Source organism: Cohaesibacter haloalkalitolerans (assembly GCF_003574655.1).
Lineage (GTDB): Bacteria > Pseudomonadota > Alphaproteobacteria > Rhizobiales > Cohaesibacteraceae > Cohaesibacter > Cohaesibacter haloalkalitolerans.
On the sequence record NZ_QNUM01000001.1, the window covers coordinates 357,452 to 377,819 of the forward strand.

General features: G+C 54.4%; 17 protein-coding genes and 1 pseudogene. 10 read left to right on the plus strand and 8 right to left on the minus strand.

Features of this window, described 5'->3' with window-relative positions:
• Positions 1 to 725: 725 nt before the first annotated feature.
• The 8 genes and pseudogenes from hsdR to DSL70_RS01680 all read left to right on the plus strand — a co-directional run bounded on the left by hsdR (position 726) and on the right by DSL70_RS01680 (position 10,002).
• Positions 726 to 3,173, plus strand: coding sequence for an EcoAI/FtnUII family type I restriction enzme subunit R (gene hsdR / locus DSL70_RS01645; RefSeq protein ID WP_119306139.1), 2,448 nt, complete (start codon positions 726 to 728; stop codon positions 3,171 to 3,173).
• 11 nt (positions 3,174 to 3,184) lie between these two features.
• Positions 3,185 to 4,624: an N-6 DNA methylase gene (locus DSL70_RS01650; protein WP_245418058.1), complete on the plus strand. Its 1,440-nt coding sequence runs from the start codon at positions 3,185 to 3,187 to the stop codon at positions 4,622 to 4,624.
• Positions 4,621 to 5,706, plus strand: a complete 1,086-nt coding sequence (locus DSL70_RS01655; RefSeq protein ID WP_119306141.1) for an endonuclease NucS domain-containing protein — start codon at positions 4,621 to 4,623, stop codon at positions 5,704 to 5,706. Before DSL70_RS01650 ends, DSL70_RS01655 begins: the two co-directional genes overlap by 4 nt.
• Complete coding sequence (locus DSL70_RS01660; protein WP_119306142.1) at positions 5,703 to 7,382, plus strand: restriction endonuclease subunit S; 1,680 nt, start codon at positions 5,703 to 5,705, stop codon at positions 7,380 to 7,382. The genes DSL70_RS01655 and DSL70_RS01660 overlap by 4 nt, the downstream gene beginning before the upstream one ends.
• Positions 7,379 to 7,732: a hypothetical protein gene (locus DSL70_RS01665; protein WP_119306143.1), complete on the plus strand. Its 354-nt coding sequence runs from the start codon at positions 7,379 to 7,381 to the stop codon at positions 7,730 to 7,732. Before DSL70_RS01660 ends, DSL70_RS01665 begins: the two co-directional genes overlap by 4 nt.
• Before the next feature lie 77 nt (positions 7,733 to 7,809).
• A complete protein-coding gene (locus DSL70_RS01670; RefSeq protein WP_119306144.1) occupies positions 7,810 to 8,880 on the plus strand; it encodes an endonuclease NucS domain-containing protein in 1,071 nt (356 codons plus the stop codon).
• Positions 8,881 to 8,908: 28 nt separating this feature from the next.
• Positions 8,909 to 9,208: pseudogene (locus DSL70_RS01675) on the plus strand (BRO-N domain-containing protein); the annotation flags it as partial.
• A 245-nt stretch (positions 9,209 to 9,453) separates the two neighbouring features.
• On the plus strand, positions 9,454 to 10,002 hold the full coding sequence (locus DSL70_RS01680) for a recombinase family protein (protein WP_119306146.1): 549 nt from the start codon (positions 9,454 to 9,456) through the stop codon (positions 10,000 to 10,002).
• An 87-nt stretch (positions 10,003 to 10,089) separates the two neighbouring features.
• On the opposite strand, the gene DSL70_RS01685 is transcribed toward DSL70_RS01680, so the two are convergent.
• From DSL70_RS01685 to DSL70_RS01720, 8 genes are all read right to left on the minus strand, one after another.
• On the minus strand, positions 10,090 to 10,623 hold the full coding sequence (locus tag DSL70_RS01685; protein WP_162916278.1) for a hypothetical protein: 534 nt from the start codon (positions 10,621 to 10,623) through the stop codon (positions 10,090 to 10,092).
• Positions 10,624 to 10,850: 227 nt separating this feature from the next.
• Complete coding sequence (locus tag DSL70_RS01690) at positions 10,851 to 11,738, minus strand: ParB/Srx family N-terminal domain-containing protein (protein ID WP_119306148.1); 888 nt, start codon at positions 11,736 to 11,738, stop codon at positions 10,851 to 10,853.
• Positions 11,739 to 12,277: 539 nt separating this feature from the next.
• Positions 12,278 to 13,282: a LacI family DNA-binding transcriptional regulator gene (locus DSL70_RS01695; RefSeq protein WP_119306149.1), complete on the minus strand. Its 1,005-nt coding sequence runs from the start codon at positions 13,280 to 13,282 to the stop codon at positions 12,278 to 12,280.
• Entirely contained in the window at positions 13,282 to 13,890 is a 609-nt protein-coding gene (locus DSL70_RS01700) for a protein-tyrosine phosphatase family protein (protein ID WP_245418059.1), read from the minus strand. The genes DSL70_RS01695 and DSL70_RS01700 overlap by 1 nt, the downstream gene beginning before the upstream one ends.
• Before the next feature lie 4 nt (positions 13,891 to 13,894).
• A complete protein-coding gene (locus DSL70_RS01705) occupies positions 13,895 to 14,920 on the minus strand; it encodes an MBL fold metallo-hydrolase (protein WP_119306150.1) in 1,026 nt (341 codons plus the stop codon).
• On the minus strand, positions 14,908 to 16,647 hold the full coding sequence (locus DSL70_RS01710; RefSeq protein ID WP_245418060.1) for an ABC transporter permease: 1,740 nt from the start codon (positions 16,645 to 16,647) through the stop codon (positions 14,908 to 14,910). The genes DSL70_RS01705 and DSL70_RS01710 overlap by 13 nt, the downstream gene beginning before the upstream one ends.
• Before the next feature lie 4 nt (positions 16,648 to 16,651).
• Positions 16,652 to 17,620: an ABC transporter substrate-binding protein gene (locus DSL70_RS01715; RefSeq protein ID WP_119306151.1), complete on the minus strand. Its 969-nt coding sequence runs from the start codon at positions 17,618 to 17,620 to the stop codon at positions 16,652 to 16,654.
• A 50-nt stretch (positions 17,621 to 17,670) separates the two neighbouring features.
• Entirely contained in the window at positions 17,671 to 18,747 is a 1,077-nt protein-coding gene (locus tag DSL70_RS01720; protein WP_119306152.1) for an ABC transporter ATP-binding protein, read from the minus strand.
• Positions 18,748 to 19,091: 344 nt separating this feature from the next.
• Between DSL70_RS01720 and DSL70_RS01725 the strand changes: the two genes are divergently transcribed.
• Both DSL70_RS01725 and DSL70_RS01730 read left to right on the plus strand, forming a co-directional pair.
• A complete protein-coding gene (locus DSL70_RS01725) occupies positions 19,092 to 19,601 on the plus strand; it encodes a DUF2301 domain-containing membrane protein (RefSeq protein ID WP_119306153.1) in 510 nt (169 codons plus the stop codon).
• Positions 19,602 to 19,844: 243 nt separating this feature from the next.
• Positions 19,845 to 20,246, plus strand: coding sequence for a hypothetical protein (locus DSL70_RS01730; protein WP_119306154.1), 402 nt, complete (start codon positions 19,845 to 19,847; stop codon positions 20,244 to 20,246).
• The last annotated feature ends 122 nt before the right edge of the window (positions 20,247 to 20,368 follow it).

The window sequence follows — 20,368 nt, forward strand, 5'->3', positions numbered from 1 at the left end:
CTTGATTTGGGGGGGGGGCGTCATGTCGCTTGGAAATTGCAGATACGAAAAAACGAGAAGATCGTTAGCGATAAAGTGTGCGAGGTCTAGTTCCTCTGGAATGAAAGTGTTCTACTTAATCATAGGACTAGTGCTGTTTCCCACTTGCGTTTCAGCTCAGAGTTTCTCCTGTACCTTTGGGCAACCTGCCTGTCTCGATTACGGAGACAAGATTTGCTCGCGTTCGGCGAAATGTGTGAGTGATGATGCCGTGTGCTTTGATAGTTATCAGTGTAACTATGAGGGCTTCACTTGCAAATCCAACCTTACGGAGTGTGCAGACCAATTTGACTCGCTCAAAACTGACTATAATGACCTAGTCACGAAATTTAACGATCTTCTCCAGACCTCTCGTAATCTGTCCTCTGATCTGGATGATGCCCGAAACAGGCTGAATAACGTGCGGTCGTGTTTAAATGGCGCTCAATCTCTAGAAGATGCAAAAGATTGTGTACCATGAGTTTGCAATCGGTCGCTTGAGCTAAAATGCGAAGCAGGTAGTCTGAATGAGAGGTTGAACCTCTCTTCAAAGCATTGGTTAGATTATGTCAGGTTGTTTAAAGGCATAAACAATTTGAAAAACATCACCTCAGAGTTTACCAATTATGAGTGCTCAACCCAAAAGAAGCCTTACCGATAGAGGGCTTCTGTTTTAGGGGTCACGGGCAGAGCAAAGGGGTGTATTGATGTCCAATAAGACGGATCTAAGCGAGCGCGACATTTGCTCGAAGTTCATCACGCCTGCAATCGTTGCTGCTGGTTGGGACCTCCAAACACAAGTTCTTGAAGAGAAGACACTCACAGATGGGCGCGTCATCGTTAGGGGCAAGTTGGTCTCGAGAGGCAAGCGCAAGCGTGCCGATTATGTCTTATATGCAAAACCGAATATCCCTCTTGCAGTCGTCGAAGCCAAGGATAACAAACACTCCGTTGGTGATGGGATTCAGCAAGCTCTTACCTATGCCGAGATGCTGCGTGTGCCTTTTGCCTTTTCCTCAAATGGCGATGGCTTTCTTTTCCACGATATGACAGGCCAAGAGGCCGTTCCTGAAATCCTACTGGCTCTTGATCAGTTTCCTTCACCGTCAGATCTACTCGCTCGCTACAATGCTTGGCGGGGCATTTCGGCTGCAGCTGAGAGCACAACGCTTCAAAACTATTTCGATGATGGGAAGACACCTCGCTACTATCAAATGAATGCGGTGAATGCTGCGGTCGAGGCGATTGCCAAAGGGCAGAACCGTCTGCTCCTCGTGATGGCAACAGGAACGGGTAAGACCTTCACAGCTTTCCAGATCATATGGCGGCTCTGGAAGTCCGGTACAAAGAAACGTATCCTGTTTCTTGCGGACCGAAACATTCTGGTTGACCAGACCATGGTGAATGATTTCCGTCCGTTTCAAGGCGCGATGGCCAAGCTCTCCACTCAGGCCAAAACAATCGAACGAGCGGATGGATCGGAAGTTGATCTCCCGCTTGCCGTAGATAAAAAGCGTCGCATTAATACGGCATTTGAAATCTATCTCGGGCTTTATCAGGCACTCACAGGGCCGCTTGACTCGCAAAAGATATACAAGGAGCTTTCGCCCGATTTCTTCGATCTTGTGATCATCGACGAGTGTCATCGTGGGAGCGCGGCTGAAGACTCAGCTTGGCGAGAAATTCTTGAGCATTTTGCAAGTGCAACGCAAATCGGTATGACCGCTACGCCAAAAGAAACCGAATATGCATCAAACATCCATTACTTCGGCGAACCGATCTATTCCTACACATTGAAACAGGGCATCGAGGATGGCTTTCTTGCGCCCTATAAAGTCGTCAAGGTTCACATTGACCGGGATATCGAAGGCTATCGGCCCGAAAAGGGACAGCTTGATCGTGACGGGATTGAAGTCGAGGACCGGATTTACAACACCAAGGATTTCGACCGGACACTGGTCATTGATGACCGCACGAAGATTGTTGCGAAACGCGTCACCCAGTTTTTGAAGGAAAGCGGTGACAGGATGCAGAAGACTATTGTTTTCTGCGTCGATCAGGAACATGCAGGGCGCATGCGACAGGCATTGATCAATGAAAATGCCGACATGGTAAAAAAGGATGCCCGATATGTCATGCGTATTACGGGTAATGATAAAGATGGCCTGAATGAACTCGCCAACTTCATAGACCCGGAAGCAGACTACCCCGTCATTGTCACGACCTCCCGCCTTCTGAGCACCGGCGTTGATGCCCAGACCTGCCGCTTGATCGTGCTTGATCGTGAGGTCGGCTCGATGACAGAATTCAAGCAGATTGTTGGTCGAGGAACGCGGGTCCATCAGGATACGGGCAAATTCTATTTCACGCTGATGGACTTCAGAGGAGCCACTAGCCACTTTGCCGATCCCGATTTTGATGGAGAGCCTGTCCAGATCTATCAACCATCTGGCGATGGCCCGATGGTTCCATCGGACGATGTCCCTGGAGGAGGACAGGGTGGTGAAGAGAGCGATCCACCAACTGTTGGAAATCCGATTGGACCTGAAGGACAACCTACTGGGCCAGATGGACCATCTGGGGATAAAAAGCCCAAAATCTATGTCGATGGCGTACGTGCAACAATCGTCAAGGAGCGTGTCGAGTATCTTGATGCGAATGGCAAACTCATCACGGAAAGCCTTAGGGACTTCACCCGAAAGCATCTCAAGCGCCGCTTTGCTTCGCTGGATGATTTCCTGCACCGCTGGAATGCGGAAGAGCGGAAGAAAGCCATCCTCGAGGAACTGGCCGATGAAGGACTTGATCTGGCTGTTATTGGCAAGGAACTCGATAAGGATCTTGATCCCTTTGATCTCATTTGTCATGTCGCGTTTGGCGCCAAGCCTCTCACTCGCAAGGAACGGGCAGAGAATGTCAAGAAACTGGATATCTTCGGCCGCTACGGCGAACAGTCCCGATCCGTTCTGGATGCTCTACTGGACAAGTATGCCGACGATGGAGTGATGGATTTCGAGGACGCCAAAATTCTCAGTATCAATCCCTTCTCCCAGATGGGAACACCGCTTGAACTGATGCGCTCGTTCGGCAATAAAAAAGACTACCAAAGGGCCATGCATGATTTGCAAAGCGCCCTTTATAATGAAAGTGCCTGAATTCCATGTCCATGAGAAATCTCGTAAAATCGCTCCAACAGATCATGTGGAAGGATGTTGGGGTCGACGGCGATGCCCAGCGCCTGTCCCAGCTCGTCTGGATGTTCTTCCTCAAAATAATTGATGACCAGGATGAAGCGCTGGAGTTCACGCGGGAGGACTATGTCTCGCCGATCCCGGAGCGCTTCCAATGGCGCAACTGGGCGGCCGATCCGGAAGGAATAACCGGCGATACCCTGCTAAACTTCATCAATGACGAGCTGTTCCCGGCCTTGAAAGAGTTGCCAGCTTCCAATGCACGTGCCCGTGTCGTGCAATCGGTCTTTGCCGATGCCTACAACTATATGAAGTCCGGTCAGCTGATGCGGCAGGTGATCAACAAGATTTCCGAGGTGGATTTCAACTCCCTCACCGAGCGGCAGCATTTTGGCGACATTTACGAGCAGTTGTTGAACGATCTGCAGAACGCGGGCAATGCCGGGGAATATTACACGCCCCGCGCCGTCACCTCCTTCATGGTGCAGCAGATTGATCCGCATCCCGGCGAGATCCTCATGGACCCAGCTTGTGGAACGGGTGGCTTCCTTACCTGCGCCATGCGCCATATGCGTGAGAAATATGTCAAGCACCCCGAAGACGAAACGCTGATGCAGAGCGCCTTGCGGGCCGTTGAAAAGAAGCCGCTGCCGCATCTGCTCTGCACTACCAACATGTTGCTCAACAACATCGAGGAACCATCCTGGGTGAAGCATGACAACACGCTCGCTCGCCCTCTGATCAGTTGGAGCAAGGATGAGCGCGTTGATATTATTCTCACCAACCCGCCTTTTGGCGGCAAGGAAGAAGATGGCATCGAGAACAACTTCCCCCAGTTTAAGACCCGCGAAACCGCCGATCTGTTTCTGGCGTTGATTATCCGTCTCTTGAAGAAGAACGGGCGGGCAGCTGTCGTCCTGCCCGATGGCTCGCTGTTTGGTGAGGGTATCAAGACGCGACTGAAAGAGCATCTGCTCAAGGAATGCAATCTGCACACCATCGTCCGGTTGCCAAACTCGGTCTTCAAACCCTATGCCTCTATCGGCACCAACCTGCTGTTCTTCGAGAAGGGATCGCCAACCAAAGACATCTGGTATTGGGAGCACCGTGTGCCCGATACCCAGAAGGCCTATTCGATGACCAAGCCGATCAGGCTAGAACATCTGGACGACTGCGCCTCATGGTGGGGAGGACCAACCCGTGAGGGCCGCGAGGAAGGCGAGCGGGCCTGGAAGGTCTCGATCGACGAAATCCGCGAGCGCAACTTCAACCTCGACATCAAGAACCCCCATGTGACGGAGAAAGATCTCGGTGATCCGGAAACCTTGTTGAAGGATCTAGCCAAAGCTCAAGCCACTATTGATGCCTTGCGCACCGAACTTAAATCCTTCCTGACGGAGGCCTTGTCCCGATGAACACGCACAGCTTTTCCGAATATGCATTGGGTCGCCTGCGTGCAGCGAAAGCGGCCATGCAAGAACGCCCGGACACGCATGAAATTGTTGAAGCAAAAGATACAGTCTTGGCACGATATCAGCCTGCCTTTCAGCCTGGTGCCATAGAAACGATCGATGAAGAAATTTTGCGATCCTTCCTTTACCTTGAGAATAATCGACACTGGTCTGGCCTTAACCGTCAAGTCAATCGTGTCTGTGCTGATATGACGGCAACGCGGGCCGCATTGGGTCGCCTTGTTGATGAGACTTGCGCGGTCGAGGACAGAATGCAGCCAGTGACCGACATCAAGGGCATGGGCAAAGGAATTATCACGGCCATTCTGCACGTCGCATATCCAGATAAATATGGTGTCTGGAATAACACGTCTAACGATGGTCTCACGGAGCTTGGCCTGTTTCCTCAGGTAGAGCGAGGGGCTAGCTTCGGTCATCGCTATGCGGCTGTGAATGAAGTTTTGTTACAGCTGGCAAGCGCGCTTAATGTAGATCTTTGGACGCTCGACGCTGTTTGGTGGTTTCTCCATTCACCGGAGAAAGAAGACTCCACAGAAATGGAAACCGAAGTTCCATTCACATCTATTGCGTCAACATCAACACCAGCCAACAAGACAACACGTTTTGCTCTCGAACGGCATCTGCATGACTATATGTTTGATAACTGGGATACGCTCGACCTTGCCCGGGAATGGGACATCTTTGTCCGAGATGGTGAGCCTGAAGCGGGATATGAATTCACCACGCCGATCGGGCGGATTGACTTGCTTGCGAGGCACAAGAGCGAAAGACGGTGGTTGGTCATCGAGTTGAAACGCGAAAAATCCTCAGATGCCGTTGTAGGACAAGTGCTTCGATATATGGGGTGGGTGTCAAAGCATTTATGTGATGATGGGGGCACGGCAGAAGGACTGATTGTGGCAACTGAGGGAGATCCGCAACTTCACTATGCGCTCGAAGTTGTGCCTTCTGTTTCATTTAAGTCCTATGAGGTTGAATTTCGGCTCAAAGACGGCCCTTCTTTTGCTGAGTTCGCCAAACCATGAACGCGGAACGACTTTTAAAGCTCTATGACAATATCAGCGAGGCACCGGACGCCATCGTGCGTTTGCGGCGGTTCGTGCTGGATCTGGCTGTGCGCGGGAAACTGGTAGAGCAGGACGCGGCAGATGAACCTGCGTCGAAGCTGCTGGAGCGAATTGAGAAGAGTAAGGCGGGAATTGTCAAAGAGACAAACATGCGGAAGCCCCGTAAGTTTCCTGACATGGATTCGACCGAAATTTGGGCCGATCTGCCCACAAGCTGGGCTTGGACCCAGATTTCGAATCTTGGTTTCATCTCTCCACGAAATGAGGCAGGTGATAGCGATGAAGCCTCATTCGTACCTATGCCAATGATCTTCGCCGAATATGGAATTGCGAACGAACATCAACCCCGCACATGGGGAGAAATCAAAAAAGGTTATACGCATTTCGCAGAAGGAGATGTTGGCCTCGCAAAGATCACGCCCTGTTTTGAAAATGGAAAATCGACAGTTTTTCGCAACCTGACTGGAGGATTCGGAAGCGGCACAACCGAACTTCACATTCTCAGGCCGGTACTCGTTGACCCCGACTATGTAGTGTTGTTTCTAAAGAGCCCGCAATTCATAAGGACAGGCATTCCAAAGATGACCGGAACCGCGGGGCAAAAGCGTGTATCCAGCGAGTACTTCACAAGCTCGCCGTTCCCGCTCCCCCCACTAGCCGAGCAGCACCGGATCGTCGCCAAGGTCGATGAGCTGATGGGGCTGTGTGATCGGCTGGAGGAAGCGCGCAAGGAGCGGGAGGAGACGCGCGACAGGCTCACCACGGCCAGCCTTGCTCTCCTGACTGCACCGGGCACGACCAAAGCGGACTTCCCTGCCCACGCCGCCTTCGCGCTCGATGCCCTACCCGCCCTCACAACCCGCTCAGACCAGATCAAATCCCTCCGCCAAACCATCCTCAACCTTGCAGTCAGGGGGAAATTGGTCGAGCAGGACCCTGCGGATGACGCGGTAGAGCTGGATGCTTCAATTTCACATGGCGACGAGCCATTCGCTATTCCAGCAGGATGGGCATGGCAGCTATTGGGTAGCCTCGCCAACATGATCAATGGGGACCGCAGCAAAAACTATCCGAACCGAAATGAGTATCAGCCGTCCGGCATTGCTTGGATAAACACAGGTCACATACAGCCAGACGGAAGGCTCGATCTGCCCGGGATGCACTACATCTCACGCGAAAAATTTGAAACGCTTCGTTCTGGGAAAATCCAGTCAGGCGACTTAGTGTATTGTCTTCGCGGAGCCACCTTTGGGAAAACAGGCTTCGTTGAGCCATTTACGGAGGGCGCAATTGCCTCATCGTTGATGATCATCCGCCTCAAACCCGACTTAGTGGATCGTAAATTTGCTTATAATCTCCTTATGTCACCATATGGGAAGGAACAATTGTTGCGGTTCGACAATGGAACAGCACAGCCGAACCTATCGGCCGGCAACGTGAGAAAATACCTGATCCCGCTCCCACCCCTCGCCGAACAACGCCGCATCGTGGCCAAGGTCGATGCACTGATGGCGCTCTGCGACCAGCTGGAAACGGCTTTGACAAAGACCGACGCCACCCGCACCCGCCTCCTCGAAGCCCTGCTCCACGAGGCGCTGGAGCCACCATCAAACAACAAGGAGGCTGCGCAATGAGCTTTGCTGTTGCCGATGCACTACCAATTTTGAGACGCCATTTGGGAGAAACCGTCAATAAGGTCAAGCAAGGGGCGAGAAAAGGGTTAGAGAATAAGAAAGTGAATGGCTTTCACACAGGATCAGGCAGAGCCTTAGCTCTTGATGTTTATCCTGGCAATCTTGGACGTGTGCGGCTTTGGCTAGAGCCTGCGTCTATTCCCTACATTTCTGGAATTCGATCATTTCCCTACAAAACTTGCGATGATCTTAAACGACAGGAACTGAAAAACCTGCGCGACAACAAGAGCAACTATATCGAAGTTGAAAATAAAGAGGCGCTTGAGCAGCTTTTGAAATGGTACGTATAGGCAAATGACCTATCGCTTTTTGCCCATTTTCTATTCCGGTTGAATAGACAAATTCATTGAACTCGGGAGGAATCAACATGCCAATCCAGCACGCTATATGGACCGTCTCAACGGACCCGCAGGAAATCCGACAGGGTATACTGCCTTCTGAGCAGATGCTGGAAGACATGATTGTCAAACAGCCTCGTATTCTGTCCTCAGACTGGATGCTGATCGGGCGCCAGGTTGATACGGGGCTGGGAGGGCGTGTTGATCTGTTGGCGATCACGCCTGATGGATCACTCGTGTTGGTGGAACTGAAGCGCGACAAGACGCCTCGCGAGGTGGTGGCCCAGGCACTCGACTATGCAGCATGGCTTGAAAAGCTGGAAGCCGAAGATGTTGTAACTGTTTACTCCCGCTTCAGACCTGGACAAAGCCTTTCGGCCGACTTTCTGGAGAGGTTCGGGCAGGTTCTGGATGAAGACACGCTCAATGAATCCCATCAGATCGTCATCGTCGCAGCCGAGCTGGATTCAAGCAGTGAGCGTATAGTCTCCTATCTCAATGACCGAGGGCTGGCCATCAACGTTCTCTTCTTCCAGGTCTTTGATCATGGAACCGAGCAGCTTCTCAGCCGCGCATGGCTCATTGACCCGGGCGAAGTGCAAGTCAAATCGGTCAGCACAGGTCGCAAGGGTGAAAAAGAGCCTTGGAACGGCGAATACTATGTCAGTTATGGCGAAGGATTAGATCGTAGTTGGACTGAGGCGGTTAAATTCGGTTTTGTCTGTGGTGGTGGTGGAACATGGTACAGCAATTCACTGCGCATGCTGAGCGAAGGAGATCGTATCTGGGTTAAGATTCCGGGGCAGGGATTTGTTGGTGTCGGTCGTGTTACAGGAAGTCGCTTATCAGCGTCCGAGTTTAAAATTGAAGACAAACCCGCACTGGAAGTTTTAACTGCTCGATATCATCGGCAATTCGAAGACGACGCTGAGAACTGTGAATATTTTGTTCCGGTTGAGTGGGAGAAAACTGTATCAAGCAGACAAGCTGTTCAGGAGCTAGGTATGTTTGGTAATCAGAACACAGTCTGCAAGCCAGTAACACCGTCTTGGAGGACCACAGTTGATCGTTTGAAGACGATATTCGGTATTTCAATCTGATAAGGGACAAAAGCACGGGGTTCGCATTGTGGAGATCCAGGGAGAGCCTTGGTTCGTCGCTGCTGATGTCTGCAAGGCACTGGATCTTCCGTTGGCAGGTGGGGCTGGACGATACCTTCAAAACATTGACAGTGATGAGAAGAAGACACTACGCCGCACCGACTGCAACGATCTGTTCGTTGGAGTTCGTGCCCCATCCTACTTGGTCATCTCCGAGTCCTGCCTCTACAAACTGATCCTTCGCTCGGACAAGCCTCAGGCCAAGCAGTTCCAAGACTGGGTGACCAGGGATGTCCTGCCAGCGATCCGCAAGACCGGATCTTATGTGACTGAGCGATCCCCACAATGGTTTTGATGAAAAAATGTGTGAGGGAATACGATAGCCTTCCTCCACCAGTGTCCCCCGTAGGCCCTCTTGCAGTCCTTCAAGAAAGAAGAATGGCGGCATAGTTATCCATCACCACTCCAGCTGTCTCGATAGTCTCAAAAAGTATACTTTCTGAGACTGACTCTTGACACGTCTCTTTTCATGTCTCACAATCGTGTTCTCACAACTTTTAAGGAATTAAGAGAATGGCTGTCGTCGGTTATGCGAGGGTGTCGTCCTTGGGGCAATCCCTGGATGTCCAGATCGAGAAGCTTGATGCAATCGGAGTGGACAAGATCTTCAAGGAGAAGAGATCTGGTGTTGATACTGCCAGACCTGCTCTCAAGCAGGCATTGGAGTATGTGCGTGAAGGGGACCAGTTTGTTATTTCTCGGATAGATCGCCTTGCTAGAAGCGCTGAGGATCTGCTCAGGATTGTTAGAGAGCTAGAAGATAAGGGTGTTACGCTCAGGGTTCTAGACCAGCCAATAGACACGCATGAGGCTACAGGAAGGGCTTTCCTGGGTATGCTGGGCATCTTTGCTGAGTTCGAAAATAGCATCAGAAGAGAACGCCAAATGGACGGGATAGCCAAGGCCAAGAGCAAAGGAACCAGGTTCGGTAGGAAGGCGCTTTTGACGGAGGATACCGTAAAGGAAATCAAGCTGATGAGGGAGAACGGCAAGACCGTCCCTGAGATTATGAAGGCCAAGGGATTGTCTAAGGCGTCCGTCTACAGGGCGCTGTCTGTATAGTTGTGGGGATCTGAATTCTACTTTACGTCTCTGCTTGTAGGACTGTGTCAGCGCACATAGTGCATCTTTGGATCCCCACGGACCGTCTTATTCCGATGCCTTTATGATCCATGGCAACGCTAGACTTGAGAGGCGCTTGTTCAGTTTCTCCTCAAGGAAAGCAACATACCGAGAGGACGGTTTTTGACGATGGCTGTCTTCCATCAGCATACGGACAACCGTTGTCCAGAAGTGATGGCGGTCCTGATAAGTAAAGAGACTTTCTTCCTCGACAAACATGGATGAAAGGAAGGCCCACCACAGACGGTATCCCAGTTCCTTTACACTCTCCTTGGGATAACACTGTTTGATCCTTAAGACCTGATCACAGGCCGCTTGATAAGCTGCCATTCGAATATGCCCTCTCGCATCCTGAAAGTGGATCGGTCGAGGGTCGAAAGCTATGCTGCTGATCTCGTCCAGGGCTTGTCTTAGATGAAGATCATTTTCAGTGATAGGTCCTAAGACTTTTCTGAGATACCGCTCTTGTGTCTTTATGAGCAGCTTCTGAGGCCCTTTGACGGGGGCACCATAGAAGCGATAGAGAGCACGATGATGAGGGCAATAGCGACCTCGTGCCATCTTCCAGCATTCCTTGGCGTTACACTGCTGGTAGTTAATTTTATCAAACGTATTGTGAGACATGGCGTATGGCTAGAAAGCCTCAGGATAGCCCTGAGTGAGTATGATCAATCTGCGGAGATCATGAGACCCTCTTGGCGAATTTAGTAAATATTTGGAGTAGCGATAGGTCGTATGCTGGCCACATGTGAAATCCTTATGGTGTGCAATTGCACACTAAATGGGGGTCAGTAAAAGACTTCGCTCTCAGGAATGCCTTGCTCTCTAGCGTCCTCGAGACGCCTTTCAAGTAACAGATCTTCTAAAGCATCTTCAAAAGCTTCACTCTCGATCAACCGCTTTGGCAGACTTTCGCAATAGTGTAAAAGAGCAAATGCTGTTGCTTCAGGATTGCTGTCTAATTTGGGGCCAAATTCGTGGCGGAAGCGTTCGGCCCATTCTATGCCTTGTTGTTCGAAGGCGTCAGGTTGCCAGTCAGAAGACTGTTCACCTCTGGCCAAACGGTCTGCCTCAAACCATGACAGATTAATTAATTCGGATTTCGAGTAGTTTTGGAGATCCTCTTTATCGGTCATTTCAACTAGTTTTCTGAAAGCCTTCCGCATAGTTTGTATGGTTCTTCTGGAAACGGACGCAGCTTCTGCGATCCGGGCTGCTTTCAAGCTATTGTCGTCTAGGCAAACAAGGCGCCAAGCGATGTTAGACTTGTCTGTTTGGCGCATCGGAAGCTTGTCTCTGGAATTGGCTTCAGCTGAGTGACATATCGCTTGAGATAAAGAACCATGGAATGCCTTTACGGGCACGGAGAGTAGTGGCCTTTGGGGATTGTCTTCGTTGAATAGTTTGTAGGCTTCGAGGCGGTGGTGTCCGTCAATGACGTACCAGTTTTTCCCGGAATACCAAACTGTCAGCGGGTTAAGTGGCTTGCCGTCTCGTGCACTGATGGCACTTTTCAGTGTGCGAATATGATGGCCGGAGCATTCGGCCCTGGGTTGGAATATTTCGTACTCAGTTTTAATCGCGTCGAGGGGCAGATTCTGTGGCTCACTGTTTTCTGGAGGATTTACTCCTGCCTCTGACAAAAGTTGCTTTATGGCTTGATCTCGTTCAATCATGTTACGTGATACTGGCTCTTTTAAGTTGACAAAGAAAGCTTTCTTCGAGCAATCACAAAGAATTCAAATGTCAAAAATTCCCTTTGGTTCTTCTATTAATCAATGGACTTTCTCCGCATATGTGACATTGATATATGATTGCGTATTTGATCATGCTTCTTGTCTTGAAGTTGAATGATTTTTACAGGGAAGAGATGGGTTTTAAATGATTTTGTTCAATAAGTAGAATGCTGTATTGGGGCCGATAACTTATGTGCTGGGGTGTTGCTATGAAAACTGTCCGTTTCCTCCTAGTGCTTAATGACTTTGAATTCTCATCGCACTCCAAAAATTTACCTATTTGGGGTACAACTCATGACCATTTTAAGGTACAATGAGGTCGAAAAACCAACTTGGAACAATGTGTGATACATCATTGTTATTATTGATGTATTTTGAATTGATGGATTGCTCGGGTTTGGTGCCTTAAATCCTATCAGCGGCACCATTTCTTCTCCTGAAAATTTTGGCAAGTCTTGAACAGGCCGGTCTTGTGCCTCTTAGGATTTTGGGCGCACGCTGCCGCGCTCGATCAGTGTTACCGGTATGCTGCGGCGGGAAGTCGGGCCGTTGGCCGGGCCAAGCACGGCTTCAAGGGTTGCTTCGGTGAGGGCTGAGAGCGACTGGCGCACGGTTGTCAGGCCGTGTGATGACCATGCGGAAATCGGCGCGTCGTCAAAGCCAATGATGGAGAGGTCATCTGGCACCGAAAGGCCCAGCTCGTGGCGAGCCGTGTTGAGCGCACCAAGGGCCAGTTCGTCGCTGACAGCGAAAATGCCGTCAATGCCGGGCTTTGCCAGCAGGACACGGGCGGCTTCGGCGCCGGTTTCATAGCAATGGGGGCCGTTGCGCCACTGGGTGACCGGAATGCCGCGCGCTTCGACTTCGGCAACAAAGGCTTCGGCGCGGGCGCGCTTGGCGTGGGTGCGGGAGGCGGAGACCAGAACGGCGATGCGGCGACAGCCCGCTTCAATCAGACGATGGGCTGCAAGGCGGCCGCCAGCTGCTGAATCCGCCTCGATCAAATCTGCATGGGCTATGGTTTGGGGTACGGAGCGGTTGATCAGCACCAGACGCGTTCCGTTGGCCGCGCAGATGCGAACCACTTCGTCCGGAGCAGCTCCCGAGAGCAGCACCACCGTGCGAACGCGATATTCGAGCAGCCGCTCGACGGATTTGGTGATGTCGCCATCAACCTCGGCCAGATTGACCAGAATGCATTGCAGATCGTGCTTGCTGAGGGCAGCGCTGAGGGCGTCTATCTGGGCGGAAATATAGGGGCTGGAGAGATTCTTTCCCACCACGCCCACCAGATCGGAGCGGCTCATGTGCAGGGTGCGGGCCAAGAGATTGACCTTGTAGCCGAGCTCCTCGGCGGCGGCCATGACCTTGCTGCGGGTCTTCTCCGAGACGCTTGCGCCCGATGTGAAGGTGCGCGACACCGCCGAGCGGGAAACCCCGGCCCGCTTTGCGACATCGGAAGCGGAAATGAATTTGCTGTTCATCACGTCTCTTGTGTCCGGCGTGCAAGCAGCTGATCGGTGATCACCGCGTCTGCCAGTGCCATCATGCCCGGCAGCGGATAGCTCTGGGGCAGTGGGCGCAATTGGCGCAGGAAAGTGATGGCCGCCTCGAAGGAGGCAAAGCGCTCGGGGCAGAAAGTGGCGAGCCACAGGGCAAGGACGGTGACCGAACGCGAGCGTCCGCCGCGGCAATGCAGGAGGATGTTGCCGCAGTGATGCTGTGGATAGTGGGGTTTGCCCGCGATATAGCCATGCATCATGCCTTCCAATGCCATGACGGCAGAGGCCAGCAACCAGGGGCTGTTGCCCGGTCCGTCGATCATGCCGATCTGGGTACGGCGGATGTTGGTGCCATCGGGCAGGACCAGCGGCAACGGGAAGATGTTGATCGAGACATTGAGGCTTTCGGTGATGTCGGCTGCCATCAGTGCATCTGCGTCTTCTGCCGCGGTGAGGTTGCCCAGATAGAGCGTCTTTTGATGCGGGCCGTAGCCTTCAACGATCGGGATCAGGACGGTCTGTGCGTCTTCTGTTGCTTCGGTTGCGTCGACATCTGTTGGCAGACCGTGATGGGGGAGGTTGGTGTTCAAGATCTCAAATCTCCATTTCCCGCTGAAGGGCGAGGCGATCACCAAGGCCGGTTACCAGCTTTGGGGCTTTGGTAATGTCAAGAAAGGCAGGAATGACACGCTCTGCCCGGCAGTTGTCTGCCCAGGCGAAAATGTCGCCAAGACGGGGGTGGACGTTCCATTCAAGCCAGCGTGCCTTTCCCTGTTCAATGAGAGGATAGGCCGGGCTGCCCTTGGGCACATGGCTGGAGAAGAGGAAGCGAAAGCCTTGTCTCTGCAACAGCTCAGCCGACAGGCCGTCTTCCCCGTTCGATCCGGTCGTTACGATGACATCATCCGGTCTGGCAGTATGTACGTCAACCACCGGAACACTCCTGCCCATGGCGGCCTCATATTCGCGGGCAATCACCGCTTCTGCTTTGACGTCAAGGCCAGCCTTCAACAGGGCCGTGACCATGTCGGCTCCCCGGCCAGCGGGCGGGCAACAGACAACAGCGCCGCCTCGGGCTGCCTTGACGATGGCCTGTCGCTGATTGGCAAGAGCGCTGTCGCGATCACCATAGGAAGCATCCACCAGCAGGGTAGCCACCGGCGGCATGGGATCGAGCGGCATGCTTTCGGATTCGGCTGAGACATCGCCGGAATAGAGAAAGCCGCCGCGATCGGTCGGCAGGTGAAACCAGACGCCACCCGGCGCGTGGCCACTGCGTCCCACCGATATGGTATGGCCAAAAAGATCGAACTGGCCATATTCGGGTATAGCCCGGCAGTCATCGGGCATCATCTGAGGCGGAATATGGCCGAACGCCTTGCTTGTTGCAAAGACCGGCGGGTTGCCGACCTCGCCAAGGCGCGACAGGGAGCCGATGTGGTCGACATGGGCATGGCTGAGGCAGAGGGCGTCGACCCTGCCGATGCTGGCAATGTCGGGATGTTCTCCCGGCTCCAGACCGTCGCCGAAATCGAACAGGATGCGCCGCCCGCCGATCTCGACGAGGAACAGCGCGGCGCTTTTGCGGAACAGGCCGCTGATGGCCGTCAGTCGCGCCATGGCAGCACCCCCTTGGGCAGGTATTTGCTGAAGCAGAGCGAGACCAGCATCAGCGTCAGGATGAGCAGCACCATCAGGCAGCCGACGGCAGCGGCGAGGGTGGAGGATCCGGCTTCCTCAAGAAAGATGATCATCGGGCCGATGGTCTGGGCGCGTGAGGAGACGAGCAGGACCGAGGTCTGGATTTCGTTGATGGCGGTCATGAACACCAGAATGGCGGCAGCGGCGGCGGAAGGCGCCAGAACCGGCAGCACGATATCCCTGAGGCGTGAGAGAATACCCGCCCCGGCAATCTGGGCGGCCTCGTTGAGCGACCGGTCGACCTGGGCAAAGCCGCCAAGGATCGGCCGCAGGGCAAGGGCCAGATAGTTCGACAGATAGGCGGCGAAAATCACCCAGATGGTGCCATAGATGCTGACATCAATGAACGGCAGCGGGCGCAGAAAGAACAGGATCATCGCCACTCCGATGATGATGCCGGGCAGGGCATAGGCCAACTCGGAGGCCAGATGCAGAAGGCGCGACAAGAGCCCTGACCGCCAGACCAGAAAATAGCCAAGCGCGATAGAGACGGGGATCAGGATGAAGACCGTGAGACCCGTGAGCAGGAAGCTGGTGGCAAAGGCCTCGCGGATTCCCTCATGCTGGAACAGCGCGTTGCGGAAATTCTCGAAGGTGATGGTGTCAAGGTTGAGTGGCTGGCCATAGCCGCGCACGAGAGCCGATCCGGCCAGCGCCGACAGGGGCAGTACCAGAACGGCGGCCAGATAGCCCCATGCCATGGTGGCGACCGGCAGGTGCCAGCGGCCAAGGGTCAGGCGCAGCGTGAGGCTGGCGCCATCGACCCGCTGGTCACCCTGTCGACCCAGCCACCCGGTGATGGTCATGCCGATGATGGTCAGAACTGCCAACAGCAGGGCCAGCAGCGCCATGTCATTGAGGGCGGATGGGCCGTAGCTGTTGAGGCGCTGGTAAATCATGGTGATGAGGGTTGGTACGCGGGCGGGAATGCCCAGCATGGCCTGAATGCCGAAATTGCCGATGGACGAGACAAAGGCCAGAGCAGCCCCGGCGAAGATGCCACTGCGGACCAGCGGCAGGATGATGTCGATAATGACGGGAAGGGGCTTGGCTCCGGCGCTTTGGGCGGCTTCCAGCAGGTTGGCCGGGACCCGTCTGAGGCTGGCGCGCACGGAGAGGAAGACCAGCGGCGCGTTATAAAGACCAAGCAGCAGGATGATCCCCCAGGAGGAATAGAGCGGATGGCGCATGCCCGGCTCAAGAGTGAGCCCGAGAGGCGCGAGCAGCGGACTTGCGGGCGAGAAGGACTGCACCCAGGCAAGGGCGGTGACCTGTGGCGGGATCATCAGCGGCAGCACGAAACCGAAAACCCAAGCGGTGCGCGCCTTCATGTCGGTCATGCCAACGAGCAGCGCGGCCAGTGTACCGATGAGGCTGGCAAGCAGCGTCGAGGTCAGCGAAATCCAGATGGTGTTGCCCGTTGCCTGAAGCACGCGGCGACCGCCAAGCACATGGGCTATACGGTCTAGGTCCAGCGTTCCATCGGTGAAGAAGGCCGCATAGACCAAGCGCCCCAGCGGCGCGATGGACAACAGGCCGACAAACAGGGCAAGGCAGAGGATCAGGCGCATCTCGCCAGAGGGCTTGAGACGCGACAAGCGGAACGCCCGCGCGGGGCGTTCCTGTTTTAGTGCGAGATCTGACACGCGATTACATTCCAAAGATGTCGGCGAATTTGGCGCGAACCTCTTCGTTCGCCTTGACTGCGGCGTCGACATCATAGCCGAGCAGCTTCATGGAGGAGAGGGCCGGGAAGCCTTCCGGGCTGGCAACGCTGGACAGAAGCGGCAGGTTGCCCTGTTTGGAAACCAGTTCCTGGCCTTCCTGGGACAGCAGGAAGTCGACGAATTTCTTGGCTTCGGCAACATGCTTGGAGCTTTTCAGGATGGCAACCGGTTCGCCGATGAAGGACACGCCGTCTTCCGGAGCGATATAGTCGATCGGTGAGCCTTGAGCCTTGGCGCGCAAGGCGTTGGCGTCAACCAGAATGGCATATTTGGCCATGCCGGACGCAACGGCCTTGGTTGCCGGTCCATTGCCGCCTTCCGGGGCGATGTCGAGCTTGGCGAGACCTTCATAGAAGCTCCAGCCGATTGATTCGTCGCTGATCAGCGCATGCAGGTGGTTGAGGGCTGCACCGGAATAGAGCGGGCTGGGCACGGCGATCTGGCCACGGTTCTCTTCGGTCAGCAGGTCGGCCCATTTCTTGACCGGCTTGGCGTTGTTGGTGTTGTATGCAATACCGGTGGTGATGCCCTTGGTGCCGAAGAAGGTCATGTCCTTGTCGTAGGTTGCCTTGTCATAGTCGGCGATCGGGGCTTCCTTGTAGGCCAGCAGCTGATCCTGCGCCTTCAGCAGACCGAGGTTGATCGGGTCGGCAACCAGCAGGACGTCGGCCTGCACCTGACCGGCTTCGATTTCGGCGCGCATGACGTTCATCAGGGCGGAGGTGCCGTTGCGGGTCCAGTTGACCTTGATGTCCGGGTTGGCCTTTTCGAAGGCGTCAACGGTTTCCTGAGCCTGCTCGGGAGCCTGGCTGGTGTAAAGGGTGATGGTGGTTTCGGCGTGGGCTGCCGTTGCTGCCATGAGGGCAAAGGCAGCAAGAGTAAGGGTACGCATGATTTCGTCCTTGAATGACTGATAATGGTAAGTTTGAGAGAGGGATTGGTTCAGGCAAAATGCGGGTCGGGCAGGACCCATCCATCGTTAAGGGCGATGGAGACATGCTGCCCCTGCTCGATGCAGAAGGGGGGCATGACATTCAGGGTGAGCGAGATATCCGGGGCCGGATCCGGAGCAACTTCGGCCCTCAGATGATCGCCTCGATAGGTGATGCGCTTGACGGTGGCCGGAATGCCGACACCGGCGTCGGCCAGCGACAGGTCGGAGGGATGGAAGGAAATCCGGGCTTCCGAACGGGCGCGGGCATCTTCGGCACAGCGCAGTCGGATCGGCTGGCCGAACAGGTGGGCGTGGGCCCTGCCATCATTACCCGGCGTGAGATTGGAAACGTCCATCAGCTTGCCCTCGCCGATGAAGCCTGCCACCATTTCGTTGGTCGGTTCCAGATAGAGGGTGCTGGGCGTTGCGAACTGGGCGATCCGGCCCTTGTCCATGACGGCCACCCGATCGGCCAGCGCAAGGGCTTCGGACTGGTCGTGGGTGATGTAGAACATGGTGGCGCCGGAGCGGCGATGAAAGCGGGAAAATTCCTCTTCCAGCGTTGCCCGCAGATGCACATCAAGGTTGGCGAGCGGTTCGTCCAGCAACACGACACCGGCCTGCATGGCAAGGCAGCGGGCAAGCGCTACTCGCTGGCGCTGTCCGCCGGAGAGGTCGGCAGGCCGACGGGTAGAAAGAGTATCAAGGCCGACCAGTTCGAGGACCTCTCTGGTGCGGCGGGTGCGATCCGGACGGGACATGCCCTTGACCTTGAGGCTGTAGGAGACATTCTGCTCGATGCTCATGTGCGGCCAGAGGGCATAATTCTGGAACACGACGCCGATGTTGCGTTCCTCCGGCGACAGGTGCACCTCCTTGCCGGACAGCAGGCGGCCATCCACATGGATCTCGCCGCCATCCAGTTTTTCAAATCCGGCCAGCGTGCGCAACAGCGTGGTCTTGCCACAACCCGAGGGGCCGAGGACGGCAACGAATTCACCGGACCTGATCGACAGCGAGATGTCCCTGAGCACCTTGGTCTGCCCGAATGATTTGTGAATGCCAGCAATTTCAATAGCGCTCATAGCGAAGAATCCATCCAGTTTGCACAGCTGTGCAATTCAGTTGGCGGCACTATGGCGACGCATTGCGAAGCTTTCTTTTCGGTTTTGTGTCAGTTTGGTGAAATCGCCGGAGACCATATTCAAGCCCTTGAAATGGAGTGGTTATTCATCGATATGCCATTGCGGACAAGGGGAGGCGGGCCTGTTCTGGTGGCTATGATTGCGGGTATCTGCTCTCTCTTCGTTCCTCATCCGGTGCATGAGTGGCAAAGGGTCTGGGATATGTGCAGGGATTGGGTTACCATTTTCCTCATGCATGCAAATGATGGCGAGCCGTCCGGCTCGCACCGCGCAAGGATGATGATTTGGCAGACCCGCATATCAAGCCTGAAATGGACTGGCTCGACTATCTCTCCGTTTGTGTCTACAGGATGGGTTTTGTGCTGGCGGCTCCCTCGGTGCTGCTGCTGCCATGGGACACGGTCTATCCGGCGCAGAAAATGTGCTTTGTGGCGGCCATCATGTGTGCGTCCTGCCTGCATATCTACATGAAGCCGTTTCGTCTGCTGTTGCAGGCGGCAACCTGGGGCGGGCTTGGCTGCGCACTGTTCGGGTTCGAGCTGTTCGGGCTTGGCGGGGCGTTCATCACCCTCGGTGGCCTTTGCTACAAGGAATATTTCTGCTTCCGGGTGCCCGGCCTGCCGTTGCAGCCGCTGTTTCTGGCGGGGCTGTGGTTTGCGCTGGCCTTCGGGATTCTGCCATTTGCGCAAATCCTGGCGGCCATCGCGGCACTGCTGTTCCTGATCGTCAGCATCGCGAAATGGCGGATGCCGCTGCATTTCGACATTGGCGACAAGAGCAAATATGAGGTGTAGCGGCAAGCAAACCCTACCGAAATTTAATTTTTGCCGCCTGTTCAAAGACAAAATTTCGCCATAACCACGGCCTTGATAGGGGACGTCCTGTTTTCTTCTGACCTTTGGGCATCCTTCATCTGAAGGACGTGAGGTGGAGAGGAGGGCAGACGCGGGGGGAACTTGTCTTGATTGCCAGTCTGTGGCTAACAGCTGGTTGCTCCTGTTTTCTCGTCATTCATCTTAATGCAGACATGCAAGATCATGATCAAGAAGCCAGCCAGTCTGATGAAAGCCGATGATGTCCTGCGCCGGATCCGTCTGTGGTCGCGCAGCGCGTCCGGTTTGTTGCTGGCGCTTCTGCTTCTTGTGTTCTCCATTCCGCAGATGGATCCGGCGAGCGCTGGCAAGGTGCAATGGCTTGGTTCCATGCAGCTGGGCAGCTATCAGGACAGGGTCTATGCCCGGCCGATTGCCGATGTGGAGGTGCGAGACGACTTGTCGGAGGGTCTCGACCGGTTTGTCCATTCCGACAAGGCTGCTCTGAAACATCCCGATCCTGTTTTCATCAAACTGGCGCGGGTCTGGATCACCTCCCTTTTCCATGAAACCTCCTTTTGCGCCGAGCCGCTCAATCGCGGCCCGCCTTCCCTTGTAGAAGCCTGAAATTTGCAATTCCGCTGCATGTGGTCTTTCCATCGCAGCTGCCGTTACGCCATTTGATGAGCGGGTCGGTAGCAGCAGGAAAAGGGCTGGTTTGCGGCAGGTCTTACCGACTTGAGTTTCAA